The organism is Thermococcus sp. LS2 (genome assembly GCF_012027375.1).
GTDB lineage: Archaea > Methanobacteriota_B > Thermococci > Thermococcales > Thermococcaceae > Thermococcus_B.
The window spans coordinates 1-15028 of sequence record NZ_SNUI01000016.1; the positions used below are offsets into that span (position 1 = coordinate 1).

The 15028-nt window shown below is 41.7% G+C and carries 19 protein-coding genes and 3 pseudogenes; 14 read left to right on the plus strand and 8 right to left on the minus strand.

What is annotated here, in order from left to right; genetic code table 11:
* Positions 1 to 315 precede the first annotated feature (315 nt).
* The 9 genes and pseudogenes from E3E24_RS12215 to E3E24_RS12250 all read left to right on the plus strand — a co-directional run bounded on the left by E3E24_RS12215 (position 316) and on the right by E3E24_RS12250 (position 4860).
* On the plus strand, positions 316 to 585 hold the full coding sequence (locus E3E24_RS12215; protein ID WP_167885512.1) for a hypothetical protein: 270 nt from the start codon (positions 316 to 318) through the stop codon (positions 583 to 585).
* A gap of 72 nt (positions 586 to 657) precedes the next feature.
* Entirely contained in the window at positions 658 to 1401 is a 744-nt protein-coding gene (locus E3E24_RS12220) for a sulfite exporter TauE/SafE family protein (protein WP_167885513.1), read from the plus strand.
* A 643-nt stretch (positions 1402 to 2044) separates the two neighbouring features.
* Positions 2045 to 2818, plus strand: a complete 774-nt coding sequence (locus tag E3E24_RS12225) for a DUF4349 domain-containing protein (protein WP_240912582.1) — start codon at positions 2045 to 2047, stop codon at positions 2816 to 2818.
* A 271-nt stretch (positions 2819 to 3089) separates the two neighbouring features.
* Positions 3090 to 3290, plus strand: coding sequence for a hypothetical protein (locus tag E3E24_RS12230; protein ID WP_167916099.1), 201 nt, complete (start codon positions 3090 to 3092; stop codon positions 3288 to 3290).
* Positions 3287 to 3538 (plus strand): Lrp/AsnC ligand binding domain-containing protein, encoded by a 252-nt coding sequence (locus tag E3E24_RS12235; RefSeq protein WP_167885516.1) that lies wholly within the window; start codon positions 3287 to 3289, stop codon positions 3536 to 3538. The genes E3E24_RS12230 and E3E24_RS12235 overlap by 4 nt, the downstream gene beginning before the upstream one ends.
* On the plus strand, positions 3531 to 3656 hold the full coding sequence (locus tag E3E24_RS13010; protein WP_255454082.1) for a hypothetical protein: 126 nt from the start codon (positions 3531 to 3533) through the stop codon (positions 3654 to 3656). Before E3E24_RS12235 ends, E3E24_RS13010 begins: the two co-directional genes overlap by 8 nt.
* Positions 3656 to 3892 (plus strand): annotated as a pseudogene (locus tag E3E24_RS12240) (Lrp/AsnC family transcriptional regulator); the annotation flags it as partial. The gene E3E24_RS13010 and the pseudogene E3E24_RS12240, both read left to right, overlap by 1 nt.
* A 53-nt stretch (positions 3893 to 3945) precedes the next feature.
* A pseudogene (locus E3E24_RS12245) lies at positions 3946 to 4097 on the plus strand (ferredoxin).
* Positions 4098 to 4164: 67 nt separating this feature from the next.
* Positions 4165 to 4860, plus strand: a complete 696-nt coding sequence (locus tag E3E24_RS12250) for an HAD family hydrolase (protein ID WP_167885517.1) — start codon at positions 4165 to 4167, stop codon at positions 4858 to 4860.
* Positions 4861 to 5014: 154 nt separating this feature from the next.
* On the opposite strand, the gene E3E24_RS12255 is transcribed toward E3E24_RS12250, so the two are convergent.
* From E3E24_RS12255 to E3E24_RS12275, 5 genes and pseudogenes are all read right to left on the minus strand, one after another.
* Positions 5015 to 5191, minus strand: a complete 177-nt coding sequence (locus tag E3E24_RS12255; RefSeq protein ID WP_167885518.1) for a ferredoxin — start codon at positions 5189 to 5191, stop codon at positions 5015 to 5017.
* A 123-nt stretch (positions 5192 to 5314) separates the two neighbouring features.
* Positions 5315 to 5782, minus strand: coding sequence for a DUF835 domain-containing protein (locus E3E24_RS12260; RefSeq protein WP_167885519.1), 468 nt, complete (start codon positions 5780 to 5782; stop codon positions 5315 to 5317).
* A 221-nt stretch (positions 5783 to 6003) separates the two neighbouring features.
* Positions 6004 to 6639, minus strand: a complete 636-nt coding sequence (locus E3E24_RS12265; RefSeq protein WP_167916100.1) for a DUF257 family protein — start codon at positions 6637 to 6639, stop codon at positions 6004 to 6006.
* 125 nt (positions 6640 to 6764) lie between these two features.
* Entirely contained in the window at positions 6765 to 6971 is a 207-nt protein-coding gene (locus tag E3E24_RS12270; protein ID WP_167885521.1) for a hypothetical protein, read from the minus strand.
* A pseudogene (locus E3E24_RS12275) lies at positions 6972 to 7142 on the minus strand (RNA-guided endonuclease TnpB family protein); the annotation flags it as partial.
* Between the two features lie 115 nt (positions 7143 to 7257).
* On the opposite strand from E3E24_RS12275, the gene E3E24_RS12280 reads away from it, so the two are divergent.
* The 5 genes from E3E24_RS12280 to E3E24_RS12300 all read left to right on the plus strand — a co-directional run bounded on the left by E3E24_RS12280 (position 7258) and on the right by E3E24_RS12300 (position 11813).
* Entirely contained in the window at positions 7258 to 7827 is a 570-nt protein-coding gene (locus E3E24_RS12280) for a TATA-box-binding protein (protein WP_167885571.1), read from the plus strand.
* A gap of 38 nt (positions 7828 to 7865) precedes the next feature.
* The gene (locus tag E3E24_RS12285; RefSeq protein ID WP_206204923.1) at positions 7866 to 9380 is read left to right on the plus strand and encodes a radical SAM/SPASM domain-containing protein; all 1515 of its coding nucleotides are present in this window, start codon (positions 7866 to 7868) and stop codon (positions 9378 to 9380) included.
* Entirely contained in the window at positions 9352 to 10962 is a 1611-nt protein-coding gene (locus tag E3E24_RS12290) for a radical SAM protein (RefSeq protein ID WP_167885522.1), read from the plus strand. The genes E3E24_RS12285 and E3E24_RS12290 overlap by 29 nt, the downstream gene beginning before the upstream one ends.
* 85 nt (positions 10963 to 11047) lie before the next feature.
* Positions 11048 to 11362 (plus strand): hypothetical protein, encoded by a 315-nt coding sequence (locus E3E24_RS12295; protein WP_206204924.1) that lies wholly within the window; start codon positions 11048 to 11050, stop codon positions 11360 to 11362.
* Positions 11363 to 11393: 31 nt separating this feature from the next.
* Complete coding sequence (locus E3E24_RS12300) at positions 11394 to 11813, plus strand: hypothetical protein (RefSeq protein WP_167885523.1); 420 nt, start codon at positions 11394 to 11396, stop codon at positions 11811 to 11813.
* Here the strand turns inward: E3E24_RS12300 and E3E24_RS12305 are convergent.
* Genes E3E24_RS12305 through thsB form a run of 3 tightly spaced genes read right to left on the minus strand, consistent with a single transcriptional unit; the run spans position 11810 to position 14385 of the window.
* On the minus strand, positions 11810 to 12133 hold the full coding sequence (locus tag E3E24_RS12305; protein ID WP_167885524.1) for a hypothetical protein: 324 nt from the start codon (positions 12131 to 12133) through the stop codon (positions 11810 to 11812). The genes E3E24_RS12300 and E3E24_RS12305 overlap by 4 nt on opposite strands.
* A gap of 22 nt (positions 12134 to 12155) precedes the next feature.
* Positions 12156 to 12656 carry an Hsp20/alpha crystallin family protein gene (locus E3E24_RS12310; protein WP_167885525.1) on the minus strand — a complete coding sequence of 167 codons (501 nt, stop codon included), beginning with the start codon at positions 12654 to 12656 and terminating at the stop codon, positions 12156 to 12158.
* A gap of 58 nt (positions 12657 to 12714) precedes the next feature.
* The gene (gene thsB / locus E3E24_RS12315; protein WP_167916101.1) at positions 12715 to 14385 is read right to left on the minus strand and encodes a thermosome subunit beta; all 1671 of its coding nucleotides are present in this window, start codon (positions 14383 to 14385) and stop codon (positions 12715 to 12717) included.
* Between the last annotated feature and the right edge of the window lie 643 nt (positions 14386 to 15028).

Genomic DNA, 15028 nt, shown 5'->3' on the forward strand with positions numbered 1-15028 from the left:
TTCCTGTGTCCCTGCCCTAAGGTGTAAAATAAAAAAATTACCAAGTTATTTCACGATAAATCATTTCTGAGAATGTCAAGTACCTTTTTTTACATTTTTTAATTCTGATAAGGTTGGTGTCAGTTGCTTGAAATCTTAATTTTTCTAATTCCTAGCTGATTAATCTCCACTATTATGTTTCTATAAATTTTTGCATATTCCAGTAACCATTAAGATCACCACCTCTGAGAACGAGCTGATTGAACTCCTGTCGCCGGGTTTTAGGGATTTTTATGCTGATGGGGCGTCGATTCCAAGAAGGTTTTGAACACTGTTGTGGAGAGGAGTTACAAGCCGATTGTTAAGAAGACTGAGAATGCTCCTGGTGGTTTTGGCAGTAAAAAGCGTGATGAGGTGTTTTCTGAGGAAGAGTACAGGCATAGGAATCCTCATGAGGGGTTCTGGGGTGCTTTTGCGACGTGGTTTGGTAGTAGGATTCGTTGTTTTCTGAGAGAGACTACTGTGGCGAGGATTCTGCTTGGTGTGATGTGTTATGCGTTGAAAATCCTCCTCAGAGTCAAGTACTGCTTAAGTAACAGGGGGTGAAACTAAACACGCCCCAAAGCAACATAAACTTTTTGTAGGAAATAAAAAATAAAACCTTAAGCAGGGAAAGACATGAAAATTTTGGAAGTACTTTTAGTCTCTTTTTTAGCATTTGGAGGAGGGTTCATAGGCTCTGTGATGAGTGGAGGAAGTTTGATTACTTTGTTTATTTTATCTTTTCTTGGAGTGCCAACAAAAGTGGCCATTGGAACGCTAAAATTGGTGATAGCAGGATTAACTTTAGTATCCACGATAACTTATTTTAAAAGAGGGATAGTTGATGCAAAATTAGCGTTAAGTTTGACTATTTCTTCACTTTTTGGGGCATTTTTGGGTAGCCTGTTCTTTTTGTCAATTCCAGAAAATTTGGCAAATATTATTGTGGCTTCTCTTCTCCTTGTTGGAATGTATTTTATGATAAAACAAAGACCGAGTCAAAAAGAGCCAAAACTCGAGAGTAGAGTTTGGCAAGTAATCATAGGGTTTTTAATTGGAGTTTATATCTCAATCCTCGGTATAGCGTCTACTTTGATTATAATCTCTACCTTATTGCTTTTCTTTAAATTGGATATCTTAAGAGCCAATGGAACAGCAAAAATGATAATTTTCTTCAATAACCTCGTGGCAACTATAAATTATGCTTTAGCAGGAAATGTTAACTATTCTGTTGGGATTTTAATTCTAATTCCGGTTCTTTTTGGCTCGTGGTTAGGGGCTAGGACTGCACTAGAAATTGGCAAAGAAAAACTTAAGGCCATCTTTATTTTTATGACCATTTTGACAATAATGAAGCTTGTTTGGGATGCACTTCTCTAGGAAATTCTAGTTAATACTTAATTAGATGCTGTGTTGAATAAATCAGTTTTTTGTCAAAGCTTTCTGTTAGTTTATCAACTGTAGTAATGCGTTGGGACAATAGCACAAGTTGTTAATACCTTCGTCGAAAGTGGAAATGTTATTATGAACCCTACCCACCGGAGTTGGGGAGACTTAAATGTTTGTCAGGAGCGTTAATTTACTGCCCACTTACAAGCATTTAACTAAACTCACTGTACAAATAAGCACACAATGGGAACTAGGGTTATTATGAGAAACTCAACAAATAGAGATGCGAGCTAAAATGCTGGGATAGGTGTTTGAGACTGTCAAGATAACAGTGAAATATTGGTTGATAGTTAATTCCAATTATGAGTGTGGGAGTGTTGTTGAGTCTGTTTTTTCTGTGCTGAAGAGGAGGACTGGAAGATTTTGGAACAGATTCCCATACAAGTCTTCTTTTACTTCAGTTCAAAGCTGGTTGGAAAGCTTCTTTGCGGTTTATAATTTTCTAGAGGTGATGCCCAGCTTATCTTGACAGTCTCCTCAAACAGAGACTGTCAAGATAACAGTGAAGTTGCCCATGCGCATTTATATTTGGTCTTGTTTGGGGAAGAATAGGTGGGTGCATGTGTAAGTGCCAATGCTTACTAGAGCAACACACTCCCGAGCTAGGAAAAACCTTAAAAAAACCTTCAGACATAATTCAACACAGCACTTAAATGTAATCATGAGTAATATTTTTGGTCCACAGGAAATAATCCAAAGGCTGAAAAAGGACTATTATGTCATTATCCAAGATGAGAATCCAGAAAAGGTTGCTAATGAAATAAAAGCTGAGGTACATTCTTTGGGAGGATACGTGATTTCTGAAAATCTTGACAAGAGTGAAGAAAGGGTTGTTTATTACATTGAGTTTAGGATTCCAAACACAGTAGAAAATGAAAATAAAGTTGGGATGCTTCTGGAGAAATACAATGTTAAAAGTCTCCGCTTAGATACTCAAGATGTAACAAGCAAATACAACCAGATTCTTGCTGAGATTGAAAGCCTTGAGGCTGAGAAAAAGAAGCTCCTCGAATTCTACAACCTTTCAAAGGACATCGATGATTTAATGAGGATTGAATCCAGAATAAGCAGCATAAACTCCCGTTTAAACTATCTATACCTCCAAAAAGATTATTATGAAAAAGTTACGGATTATATAACATACCACGTCACAATAGAGAGCAAAGAAAAGCCTGTGTTCGAAATTGATTTAGGCTTCAGAAAAACAATATATCAAGCTGTGGCAATACTGCTCATGGTAATTGAGGGTATTCTTGCCCTGCTGATAATAATATCTCCATTTGCAGTGCTTTATTTGATTGGCAGGAATATTTATAGGCGCTTTAAAAAGTCTGAGCCGCAAGAGTAGCTACGGTTGAAGTTTTTGAAAGATTTGTTTAAATTTCGCTATAGGTCTCCAATTTTTAATTAAAAACTGCTCATATCTGAAGGAAAAGTCCTAAATATACGAAGGAACTACTTAATTTGGCGATGCTTATGGATATTGCCAAGTACATTGATCACACCAATTTGAAGCCTTATGCAACAAAGGAATAACGTTTTTAGTTTTTACACATACCGTTAGGGTGAGTGGTTGAAGGTCAAAGTAAAGCTTATTTTACCAACTTCTAAAGTTTATCATGGTGATTATTGTGAAGCTCTTGGATTATGATTGGAAGGACGGATTCTCCCTAGTAAAAGCAAAACTAGAATGCGATTGTGGTCATGTTTTCACTGTAACAGTGTTAGACCCCGGCGATACTGTGGAATGCCCGAAGTGCGGTCGAAAGTTCAAAGCCCGCATAAAGTACAAGTTCGAACCATTGGAGGCTGACCCATGATCATAGTGTTTATTTTAATCATTGTGAGGTCCGGGGATGAGAATAAAGTTATTGAGAAGCTTAAAGGCCATCCAATGGTGAAGGAAGTTTACAAGGTTTACGGGGAGTATGACATGATTGTCAAGATTGAGGCTGAGGACATTAACGAGCTGGATGACTTCCGTAACAAAGTTTTGGGGAAGATTAGGGAAATGGTGATGAGTGAAACCCTCATCGCAAGCTCTTATGGAGGTGGTTGGGATGATTAATTGGAGGCTGGAGAAATTGTTAAGGCAAAACACTAGGTTTTTTGCTAGGAGAAGTTTTGATTTTAAGGAGGTTTGTGGGAGGAGAGTGTTCAAGAAGGGAAAAAGGGACGATGCGTGATGGTTAGGGCGTATGTTTTGTTGACGGTGGAAATTGGAAAAGTTGAAAGGGTATTGGAAGATGTTAAGGCAATATCCGGTGTCATAAGAGCAGATGCAGTAACTGGGCCTTACGATGCAATAGTTGAGGTTGAGGTTGCGGATTTGGAGGGGTTAAGGAAAATCGTGCAGGATATACAGAACATTGACGGCGTTATAAACACAACAACAGAAATAGTAGGAGATTTAGAAGAGGAGTTGGCATGGCTTGGAAAGTTAGAGTTGATCAGTGAGGTTGTGTTGGGTGTGGCATTTGTGCTAGCTACTGCCCTGACGTTTTTGAAATGAATGAGGGGAAGAGTCAAGTCAAGGTGGTTGTGATTCAGGATGAAGAGGTTTACAAGTGTGTTGTGGACGCTGTTGAGGTTGCCCTACCCTTGCCATCACCATCAAAGAAGTTTGAGGAAGAAAAACCTTGAAGAAATCCTCCGCAGTGCTGGACTTTTGGATAAGCTGGTGGAGGTGATTGAATGAAGCTTGTGAGTTTTGATGTCTGGAACACCCTCTTAGATATCAACGTTATGTTGGAGGAACTTACAAAAGCCTTGGCTGAGCTGACAAAGAAAACACATAAGGAGATTTTTGAAAAGGTCATAGAAGCAAGAGGAGAAATCAAGGAGCTGAGGAAGAGCAAAAGAGGCAACCCAGAGAAAGCCTTGGAAGAAAGCCAAGAAATCCTTGCGAAAAAGCTTGGCTGTGATGTTGAAATTGTGAAAAGGGCTGTTGCTAAGGCAACGCTCAGAGTTAATGATACGATTCTCATTAAAGGAGCAATTGAAGGCTTGAAAGCAGCAAAAGAGAGAGGCTTAATCATAATCACAACGGGCAATGTCATGTTCTGGCCCTCCGCTTATACGCGCTTAATTCTTGAGAGGTTTGGGTTGGCGGATTTCATTGATAAGCAGTTTTATTCTGACGAGCTCAAAGCGTACAAACCTATGAAAGAAGTCTTCCTGAAGCCGTTGGGGTATTTTAGAGTTAAGCCGGAAGAAGCACTTCACATAGGCGACACCTATGCGGAGGACTTTGAAGGGGCTTTGAGTGCAGGATTGTGGGCAGTCTGGATTAATCCAGATGCTGAAAAAGTTGAAAGAATAGCAGAGAGGGGCTTTGTGGTGAGGAATGCTGGAGAGTTAGGGGAGGTTTTGGAGAAAATCAAGGTTTAGTTAGAGAATACAAAGAAAAAGAATCTTTCTCCCCTCTCCCGCATCACTTTCTCACATTTAACCAAGCTCCCAATCCAAGCTGCTTAGTCTTCTGATATCTCAAATCCTCTTTCCTATATCCAAAAGCCTCTAAAATCCTCAAAACTGCTGGCTTTCAGGTAGTAATTGATCCGGTTGGGCAGCTCTCTGCTGCTTCCTTTGCACACTCAAGATCGGTTTCAGTTACAAGTGCTTTAGCCTTTCCATCTTCGTCCATCTCAAAAACATCTGGGCAGATGCTTGCACAAACCCCACATCCAATGCACGTGTCCTTGTTAACACTAACCCTCATTTCCGACACCTCCAAAGAGTTCTCAAAAATAAAGGGGAATGCAAGCTTAAAATCTTTTTCAACCCTTGATCCATGACTACCTGAAAGCCTCACTATTTTGAACTTGCCTCCGCGTGCCTGCATTCACTCCCTTGAACGAGCTCGTGGAAACTCCTTGCTTAGCATGGCATACTCCCGCTCGTCAAAAGCCTTCTTAGAAAGCGGGAGGAGGACAATAGTATTGTTCAGCAAGGCGTAATCCTTCAAACTCGTCAAGAACTTGAAGACCGGCTTGAAACCATTCTCCAGAACCAAGTACTCAAAACCATCAAGCAAGACAACCTTGGGAGCATCCTCCCCCCGCATAAAATCAACCAAAGTCTGGAGAAGGTAGGGAAGCCTCGAGGGGTGAACTGAATTCTCCCCCTCAACCTTAGTGAGCCACAAGACTGGAACTTCTTTAGAGCCAAGCCTCCTCTTCACGAAGCTAAGCGGTTCTCTAGAGATTACAAAACCTTTTCTACTGTTTAAAAGCGTTAGAAAGAGCTCCCACTTTTCAAGGTGATCGCACAGGAAAATTCCGCTCGCCCCCCCGAGCGTAAAAATTTTCACGCCCGCTTGAGGAAGTTAAGTAATGCTTGTTTTTCAAGAGCAACATTATGAATATGGACAGGATTACCATTGTAAAGACTAATACCGCCTGCACCATCATCCCACCAAAATAGCAAACTGAGTTAATAACTTTTTCGCAATAATGTGATTAAAGTAATTCCCTAAAGTTAGTATTTCTACGAATTTTACACAAAGTGTTTCAAAAAATAAGAGAGATTGCCTCAAGGCAGGACAAACGTGAGTCCCAAGAGTTCCTTGTTCACTGACTTCACTATTGAGGATTGGTGAAACTTTCCTTTTGTCTCAACCTTAACGATCATACTTGCCAGTTCTTCAAGCAACGGCAAGGCTTCTGGAGTAGCAGTCTTCAACAAGTCAGTGTTAACGAAGTAAAACGCAATCCTCCGCTCATCACCAACAGAAGAAAGTATTTCGTTCACGGTACTCAACACTTCCCTCTTAGACTCGGCAAGCAGGAAGAGTTTTTCAATGCCCAGAACAGGATTAACTACCGCCCCCCCCGACAGAGAGTCAAAAATCCTCCTGTACTCTTGCTCTCGAATCGCTAGCTCTTTAATGTGAAGCCGTTCAACAACTTGCCCAACTTCCAACCTTCCCCCAAACTTTATGACTTTGACATCATCCAGAATGCCTGCATCAAGTCCGGCCAGCTTCATCTGAGCCTTATACAAGTAAAGAGTGTCTAAAACATCATCAACGACTACTTGATACCCCTTCTCTTTACCCCAATTTATTAACTGCCAGAGCCCCACGTAGGGCATTGTTGTGGAAGAATGCTCGATCAGCACAGTTTCACCAGGCTTGACACCATCCCAAACATTTTTAGCAATGCTCATTCACGCTCACCCTCCCAATTGGACTCCATTAATATTTCAAACTCAAGGAAATTTAACTCTTACTCTAACGCCAAAAAAGCAAACCGTGGTCAAATGGGGTTTGAATGGAAGAATTGAAATAAAATTCACCTGCAGACAAAATGCTTTTGTGATAGGCGCATGACCTCCACGCGGGGCGTGAATCCTTGGACTAAAGATTTTGGAACTCTAATAGTCTCAACCACCTCTCCTCCTATCGAATCAAACTCTGCAGAAACCTCCACGACCTGCTCGCTGAGAGCCTTAAGCATTTCCAAAGTCCGCTCATCCACATAATCCGTTTCCTCCTTCACCTATTTTTGTTGCAGTCTTTGAGCAATCACTACCAATGTATTCTTGTGGTGCAGGAGGTTAGCCTTGAGGGAGAGCATCATGGGGAGTACTACTTCCTCAGCACTCCCGTCATTGGCTTTCGGGCTGAACGGAAAAAGGTTTTGGGCGGCAACAAAATCCCTATCCGCCTCAAAACCACAAACAGGACACTTGAAGACCCTAACTACACCTTAGAGGATTATTTAACACAGTCTATGTATAGACAAATTTAAGGTGCTAAACGTGAGTATATACCTGGTGAATAGGATGGATGTGTTAAGCAGAGTTAAGGTCAGAGTTGAAAATGTTGTCGCCTCAATAGACCTCCATGGAGAGATTGATTTAGAAAAAGTTGCCAGCAACTTAAAAAATGTCGAATACGATCCAAGCATTTTTCCTGGTGCAATATACAAGCTTGAAAAGCCCAAAACTACCTTTTTAATTTTTAATACTGGAAAGCTGGTGTGTACGGGAGCAAAAAACACTGAAGAAGTAAAGGAAGCAGTTAAAACACTTGTAAGGCAACTAGAAAAGTTGGGAATGAAGTTTTCAGAGGACCCAACAATTGAAATTCAAAACCTAGTAGCTTCTGGAGATTTAAACTTAGGGGATTTAGATTTAGACATCATTGCTTTAACTCTGCCTAATTGTGAGTATGAACCTGAAATATTCCCAGGGATAATTTATAGAGTCAAGGGTTCAAGATTAACAGTGCTTTTGTTTACTACAAGCAAAATTGTCATTGCTGGAGCTAGGAACGAGGAGGATATCTGGTTTGCTGTAAAAAACCTCCTCAAGGAATTAGAAAAGTACGAGCTTGTAAACATGGAGGGATAATGCGATAAGCTTAAATATGCAAATTTTTTTACATAGGTATGAAGGTGGCTCTCATGAGAACATCAGACATGATCGTTGCATTTTCAAAGTTTATCGAAAACCCGATAACGAAGTTTGAGCTTAAAAAGCTTCTAGAGAGGGAAGAAAATGGCAAAACAAAACTTGAAAACTATCTTTTAGCTTACTCCGAGGGAAGAGAAGTCAGAAGCATACACTACAAACTTTTAAAGAAAGTCCTTGAAAAAGGCCTGGAAACATTTATTGGTGGTGGAAAGGAAAGACTTAGAGAAGCTTTGAAAGATCCACACTTCAGAAAAGGTTTAGCAAGCGTTGTTAGGGGCTTGGCTTATTTTGGGGTGAGAAAACCCTTCACGTCTGGAGCACCGTTTTTAATTGTCTGGGACGTTACTTATGCCTGCAACTTGAGATGTAAGCATTGCTATGCCAATGCTGGGAAGCCATTAAGAGATGAACTCACAACAGAAGAGGCATTAAAAGTCGTTGATACTCTTGGAGAAGCGGGGGTTGCCGCTTTAGCCTTTTCTGGGGGAGAACCTTTGGTTAGAAAAGACATTTTCAAGCTAATTGACAGGGCTAAAGACTATGAAATGTACGTTGCAATAGCAACAAATGGAACTCTTCTGACAAAGGAGAACGTTAAAAAGCTTAAAGAACATGGCTTAGACTTCATTCAGATAAGTTTGGATGGGACTAAAGACACTCACGAGGTCTTTAGAGGGATTCCCGGAATTTATGAAAGAACGGTAGAAGGCATTAAAAACGCCGTTGAAAGTGGGATAACAACTTGCATATCAATGACTGCTACAAAGCTCAACTATAAGGACGTTCCAAAGGTAATGGATTTAGCTGAAGAGCTTGGCGTTAACTATTTCATGTTATACAATTTTATTCCGACAGGAAGGGGAACTTTTGAGATTGATCTAACTGCAGAAGAGAGGGAAGAGCTTTTGGAAATGCTTTGGAAAAAGCTTAACGACGAGAGCACAAAGGTAAGCTTCCTTTCTACAGCCCCTTACTATGCGAGAATTGCCCTACAGCACAAGAAGTATTACTTGGCAACACACTTTTATAATGCTAGGCTTGAGGGTCGCTTAACGGCTTTGGCAGACTTTATAGGGGGTTGTGGTGCGGGAAGGTTTTACATGGCGTTAAAGCCTAACGGTGACATGCAGCCGTGTGTTTTCTTTCCGCTTAAGCTTGGGAGCATAAAGGAGTTTAAGAATGGTGATGAGTTCTTGGAGTTTTGGAGGACTAACGAAGTTTTAGAAAAGCTTAGGGATAAAGATAAGCTTGAGGTTTGTGGAGACTGTAATTATAAATACGTTTGTGGGGGTTGCAGGGCAAGAGCTTACGCTTACTTCAAAGATTACTTAGCTCCTGACCCTGGATGCATAATTGTCCACTCTATGTTCAAGAAAAAGAAGGAGGAGCTTGGCATATTCGAAGTTTCCAATGACAAAATTCCCTTGACATCTAATTGCTTTTACATAAGAGGTGATGGTGATGGCAAGGATCGTGCTGAGCACCGATGAAACATTGACAAGCACTTATCGTGACGTTCCTTTATTGGATTTTCTCGGCTGTGCTCCCGTCGATAAGTTGCCAAGCTGGGTTTTTAGAATTCTTGATTCTCAAATTCCAGACAACAACGGAATCTTAACTATGGCGCCCTATGGACTGAGGAAAATTGAAGCTGCACTGCTTGCTCAGGAATTCAAGAGGGAGGAAGTTGTAGTTGCTCACCCGAGGAAGATAGGGCAGTTCATAGATGAGAAGACAACAATCGTAGCACTTTACGAGATGGATCCTATGGGCTTGGGCCCGGTAAGCATGATGTTTACAAACGGTGGAAAATGGACGAACTACACGAGGTTTAAATTCTTCCAGCTCGTTGAGAAGATAAATGCCCTTAGGGAGAGAAAAGGCTACAAGTTTAAGCTCGTCGTTGGAGGTCCAGGGGCGTGGCAGATTGACTTTAGAAAGGAAGAAAGAGAAAAGCTCAAAATTGACCATGTAATTATTGGGGAAGCAGATCACGTTGCCGGAGACATCTTCAGAGACATAGAGAGTGGCAATGCTGATGAAACGGTATACATTAAAAGCTGGCCAAGAGTCGATGAAATTCCAACCATAGTCGCACCCTCATATAAAGGCCTCATTGAAGTAATGCGCGGTTGTGGGAGAGGATGCCGCTTTTGCGAGCCCAACTTAAGAGTGGCCCGCTACATTTCCCTCGAGAAAATTGAAGAGGAGATAAAGCTGAACATCACGGCGGGCATAGATCACGCATGGCTCCACAGTGAGGACATCTTCCTGTACAAGGTCGAGGATAAGAAAAACTTCTATCCAAACGCTGAAGCCGTGATAGAGCTCTTTGAGACGGCCGCCAAGTATACGAAAAACGTTAATCCAACCCACGGCTCGATTGCTGGAGCTTTAGCAAACCCAGGAATGATTGAGGGGATATCAAGAATTGTAGGAGCAAACGGGAGGCACTGGATTGGAATCCAAGTGGGCCTTGAGACTGCCTCGCCGAGGCTAATCGGAATGTATATGAACAACAAAATGAAGCCCTTCTCGCCAGAGGAGTGGCCGTGGGTTGTGTTGAACGGCACTTACGTCCTCAACAAGAACTACTGGTTCCCAGCTTACACAACTATCTTAGGTCTCCCTGGGGAGACTGAGGAAGATGAGATAATGACCGCCCAGCTTATAATAACGATGGAGAGGGAGCTTGAAGAGAAGCTCGGCAATAGGGCACACTTCACAGTAACTCCATTAGCTTTTATCCCCATGGGCTTGCTTAAAGATAGGGAATTCTTTAACGTTGAGGAGATGATGACTGAAGGCCGGTTCCTGCACCTCTATCATGCTTGGAGGCATCTCTATAAGGAAGTAGTGAAAGGTCTGCCAATGGTTATGAAGGGAAATCCATTCCTGCTTCCCTTCTATCCGCTGGCAAGGCTCGGAGCACGCTTGGTTGTTGAGCACTTAAGAAAGTGGGGAATCAAGCGTGGATTTAATCCAGATAAAAGGCTCGAGCCTTTGGATGTTAGAATCGATGTGGATGAGCATAAATGGCATCCAACTCCATCGCTAATTGAAGCGTATTAGAAAAGAGGAGGTGTTAAACTTATTAAGAATAACTGCATTAGTATAGAGTGGATTGAAGCATATTAGAAAAGAGGAGGCGGCGATTATGCCGAAGGTGGAGATTGAGAAGGAAGAAGGAGAAGTAAGAATTGCCGCAGATAAGGCAACCCTTGAGAAGTTGGAGAAGGCAGTGGAAACCCTTGAGGAATTAAAGAAGCAGGTGCCAGGAATCCCAAGACCCAAGATAGAGGAGGCTATAGCTTCCATTGTAGAGGCAAGAGAAAAGCTCATTCCAAAGGTAGACGTGGAGAGGATTATTGAAACAGTTAAAGGCAGTGAAACAGAGCTTCACATTAAGTTTGACAAGCTGACCTTGGATGGAGAAGTGACAATAAAATTTGCCCCGCTGAAAAAGGAATGACTTCCCCCTTCATTTTTTTATGGTGATAATGGTGAATGCAAAAAACCTTGTAGGAATGCTTCTCAAGCTTCAGAGCTTAATAGTAGAGGGCTCACTTGAGATAAAGCTTGGAGGCAATTTTATCACGATAAGCAAAGATGAGATAATTGTGGATATATCAAGCCCAGGGGAAATAACCAAGCTTGCAAGAGCACTGAAGGAGAGTATGAAGAGTGGCATCACAAAGACTATAAAAAGCATTCCAGATGTCATGAAACTCATAGCAGAGGTTGGAGAAGAGCTATACGAAGCCAAGAAAACACTCATCATCAAATATCGGGGTAGAGATGTTGCGATAATGGGCTTTAAAGCAAATCCCGGCATTCTTGGAATGAATAACGTCGAAATTAAAGACAAGGTAGAGTTAATGAGATTAATCTCAGCTCTTCTAATGATATCATCTCTTCTCTAGGGTCTAATGAGTTTTAATATTTCATACATGAAAAAGCCAGCAAGAATTAGTATGATCATGCTAAGTATTCTAGGTTCCTGACTTATGCCCGGGTAGGCGACATAGGCAATCAGAATCAATGGAAGCACCAAACAAATTGCAACACCCCAGCTTTTTATATAAATACTCAATCCTAAGAAAAAGACAAGTACTAATGCCAGTACAACAAGGCTAACACCTAATATTACTTGTAAGAGCACGTTCAAACCCCACTTGTAAGTTATTCCACCAGCTAATGCTAAAACAGAAAACAACACCACATAAGCTTTTGGCTTTCTCATCCTTTACTCCCCCAAAGTGGAGTTATGCTTTTTCGAGCACTACTGTTAAAACCCCACTCTTCTTGTACGACTTATCCTTAATCCCCTTGACTTTACAAGGAAGCTTAACCCTCTTGTACTTCCCATCTTTAGTCTTTATCACAACTTCATCATCACCAGCTAAATGGACGTCAATATTCTCCTCCCTCCCCCCAGGCAACTCAGCAAGAACACTAACACTATCCTCGTCCTCAAAAACATCAACCATAAAATCGCTAAACTCAACCTCTTCAATGAGTGGTTTCCCACTTCTAACTTTTCCTGGAACATTCCCAAACTCTCGAATCTGAGGCTTCCCATCTGGGCCAATATGCATTGTGAAACCATAGACAATCGGCTTACCATCTATATCAAAATACCTAAACTCTTTTTCAAGCTCTCTGAACTCTCTCTCAACTTGCTCTCTAATTCTCCTGATCTCATCTTCTATATCAAAAAAGAACTCATCAAAAAAGCCATCCCAAAAATCCCTTCTTCTCCTCATCTCTAACACCCCAAACAAACACTATAAGCAGAAAAATAAATCAAAAAAGAAAGCAACACTAATATTCACCCCCGTATTTGCCCTCATATTCACTTCCAGACTCCTTATCCTTCTCTTTCTCGAGCTTGCTCGCTGCAATGACGTCGTCGATTCTGAGGATCATTATTGCTGCTTCGCTTGCACTCTTGATTGCCTGCTTCTTGACTCTCAAAGGCTCTATGACACCGCGCTCAAGCATGTCGGCTGGCTCCCCAGCAGAGACATCAATTCCTATTGCCTTGCCCTTAGTTTTGTGTTCGCTAATGACCTTAACAAGCATATCAATTGTGTCAAGTCCAGCGTTCTCTGCTAATGTCTTGGGGATTATCTTAAGTGCTTCTGAGAATGCTTCAATTGCTAAAGCTTCTTTGCCTCCAACTTGCTTTCCATATTCATCAAGTCTGATAGAAAGTTCAATCTCAGTTGCGCCTCCTCCTGGGAGAATTGCACCGTCTTCCATAACATCCTTGACGACTTTAATGGCATCCTCAAGGGCTCTCTCGACTTCATCAATGACGTGCTCTGTTCCACCTCTGATGAGGATTGTTACTGCCTTTGGATTCCTGCAGCCTTCAACAAATATCATGCTCTCTCCAGCAATCTTGCGCTCTTCAACGAGCTCTGCATAACCCAGATCTTCTGAAGTTAAGTCTTTTACATTTGTTACTATCTTTGCTCCTGTTGCTTTTGCTAACTTCTCCATGTCGCTCTTCTTGACTCTTCTCACTGCCAAGATTCCAGCCTTGGCCAGGTAGTGCTGTGCAAGATCATCAATACCCTTCTGACAGAAGACGACGTTTGCTCCTGTTGCAACGATCTTGTCAACCATCTCCTTGAGCATTCTCTCCTCTTGCTCAAGGAATGCTTGTAATTGCTCTGGGCTTGTGATTCTGATCTCAGCATCTGTCTCTGTCTCCTTGACCTCAATTGCGTCGTTGATTAATGCAATTTTAGCGTTTTCAACTCTCTTTGGCATTCCTGGGTGAACTCTCTCCTTGTCGATTACAACACCCTTGATGAGCTGACTCTCTTCAACGCTCTCTCCTTCCTTCTTTTCGATTTTAATATTATCAACGTCAACACGATACTTACCAGTTTCATTCTTCTCGGCAATGAGTCTAACAGCTTCGACTGCAAGCTTTGCTAGGTATCCCCTATGAGATTCTGCGCTCTTTCCTGTAATCGCTGTTTTTGCTATCTTAAGCAGAGTCTCTTCGTCATCTGGATCAACCCTTATGGATATATCATCAAGAATCTCTTGTGCTTTCTCTGCAGCCATTGTGTAACCCTTGACTATAATGCTTGAGTGGATGTTCTGGTCGAGTAACTCTTCAGCCTTTCTGAGGAGCTCACCGGCAATAACGACGGCTGTGGTTGTACCGTCACCAGCCTCTTTGTCCTGGGTCTTTGCGACCTCGACCATCATCTTTGCAGCTGGGTGCTGGATGTCCATCTCATCGAGAATAGTGGCACCATCGTTGGTAATGACGATGTCACCAAGGCTGTCAACAAGCATTTTGTCCATACCCTTTGGTCCTAAGGTTGTTCTAACAGTCTCAGCAACAATTCTTGCAGCAAGAATGTTCAACCTTTGGGCATCTCTACCAACATATCTCTGGGTTCCCTCAGGGAGAATTAAGATTGGTTGGAAGGTTGTTCCTTCATTTGATTTCAAACCTGTTTGAGTCATTTATACCCACCTCTAACCGTATTTTTACTTGCAAAATTGCCACATTTTTTAATTACATTTCGTTCTTTTTCAGTTATGAGTTTATTTGCGCTATTTATACGCTTTTCGCTAGAACTACTATTACACGTAGGTTAAATTACGTTAATATTTCTCATTACTTTGCTAATGTTTTAAAATATAAAAAGTTATATTAAACAAAGAGACAGGTTGCTAAATATACACCTATCTAATACAACAACGATACTGTTAAGATAAGCAGTGGGACATCAAGCTTAATTTTCTGGAATTGGAAATGGAGAAAGAACATGAAGGCAGAAAATCATCGTTCCCGCTACCAGTTGCATTCGTTGCAACTAGTGCGGTTGGCTTTTCGCTCCCGTTCACATCGGAGCCACCGGCTACCTCAAACGGGAGGTCATCAGCCTTTGGGCTGATGACGGGGGAGTTAAGGGGGTGGTACTCCCTATGACGCTCTCTCGAGGCTAACCTCCTGCACCACAAGAATGCACTAGTTACTGTTGCTCAGAAGTTACAACAAAAATAGGTGCAGGAGGAAACGGTACTCACCACAAGCTTTATCGTACTAACTTCAAAGTTTATCATGGTGGTTGTGATGAAGCTTTTGGGTTATAAGTGGATGGAT

Coding starts and splice junctions, on each gene's coding strand:
- E3E24_RS12220 (WP_167885513.1), top strand. CDS start 658: ATGAAAATTTTGGAAGTACTTTTAGTCTCTTTTTTAGCATTTGGAGGA.
- E3E24_RS12225 (WP_240912582.1), top strand. CDS start 2,045: ATGCTTACTAGAGCAACACACTCCCGAGCTAGGAAAAACCTTAAAAAA.
- E3E24_RS12230 (WP_167916099.1), top strand. CDS start 3,090: ATGGTGATTATTGTGAAGCTCTTGGATTATGATTGGAAGGACGGATTC.
- E3E24_RS12235 (WP_167885516.1), top strand. CDS start 3,287: ATGATCATAGTGTTTATTTTAATCATTGTGAGGTCCGGGGATGAGAAT.
- E3E24_RS13010 (WP_255454082.1), top strand. CDS start 3,531: ATGATTAATTGGAGGCTGGAGAAATTGTTAAGGCAAAACACTAGGTTT.
- E3E24_RS12250 (WP_167885517.1), top strand. CDS start 4,165: ATGAAGCTTGTGAGTTTTGATGTCTGGAACACCCTCTTAGATATCAAC.
- E3E24_RS12255 (WP_167885518.1), bottom strand. CDS start 5,191: ATGAGGGTTAGTGTTAACAAGGACACGTGCATTGGATGTGGGGTTTGT.
- E3E24_RS12265 (WP_167916100.1), bottom strand. CDS start 6,639: ATGAGCATTGCTAAAAATGTTTGGGATGGTGTCAAGCCTGGTGAAACT.
- E3E24_RS12280 (WP_167885571.1), top strand. CDS start 7,258: ATGGATGTGTTAAGCAGAGTTAAGGTCAGAGTTGAAAATGTTGTCGCC.
- E3E24_RS12285 (WP_206204923.1), top strand. CDS start 7,866: ATGAAGGTGGCTCTCATGAGAACATCAGACATGATCGTTGCATTTTCA.
- E3E24_RS12290 (WP_167885522.1), top strand. CDS start 9,352: ATGGCAAGGATCGTGCTGAGCACCGATGAAACATTGACAAGCACTTAT.
- E3E24_RS12295 (WP_206204924.1), top strand. CDS start 11,048: ATGCCGAAGGTGGAGATTGAGAAGGAAGAAGGAGAAGTAAGAATTGCC.
- E3E24_RS12305 (WP_167885524.1), bottom strand. CDS start 12,133: ATGAGAAAGCCAAAAGCTTATGTGGTGTTGTTTTCTGTTTTAGCATTA.
- E3E24_RS12310 (WP_167885525.1), bottom strand. CDS start 12,656: ATGAGGAGAAGAAGGGATTTTTGGGATGGCTTTTTTGATGAGTTCTTT.
- thsB (WP_167916101.1), bottom strand. CDS start 14,385: ATGACTCAAACAGGTTTGAAATCAAATGAAGGAACAACCTTCCAACCA.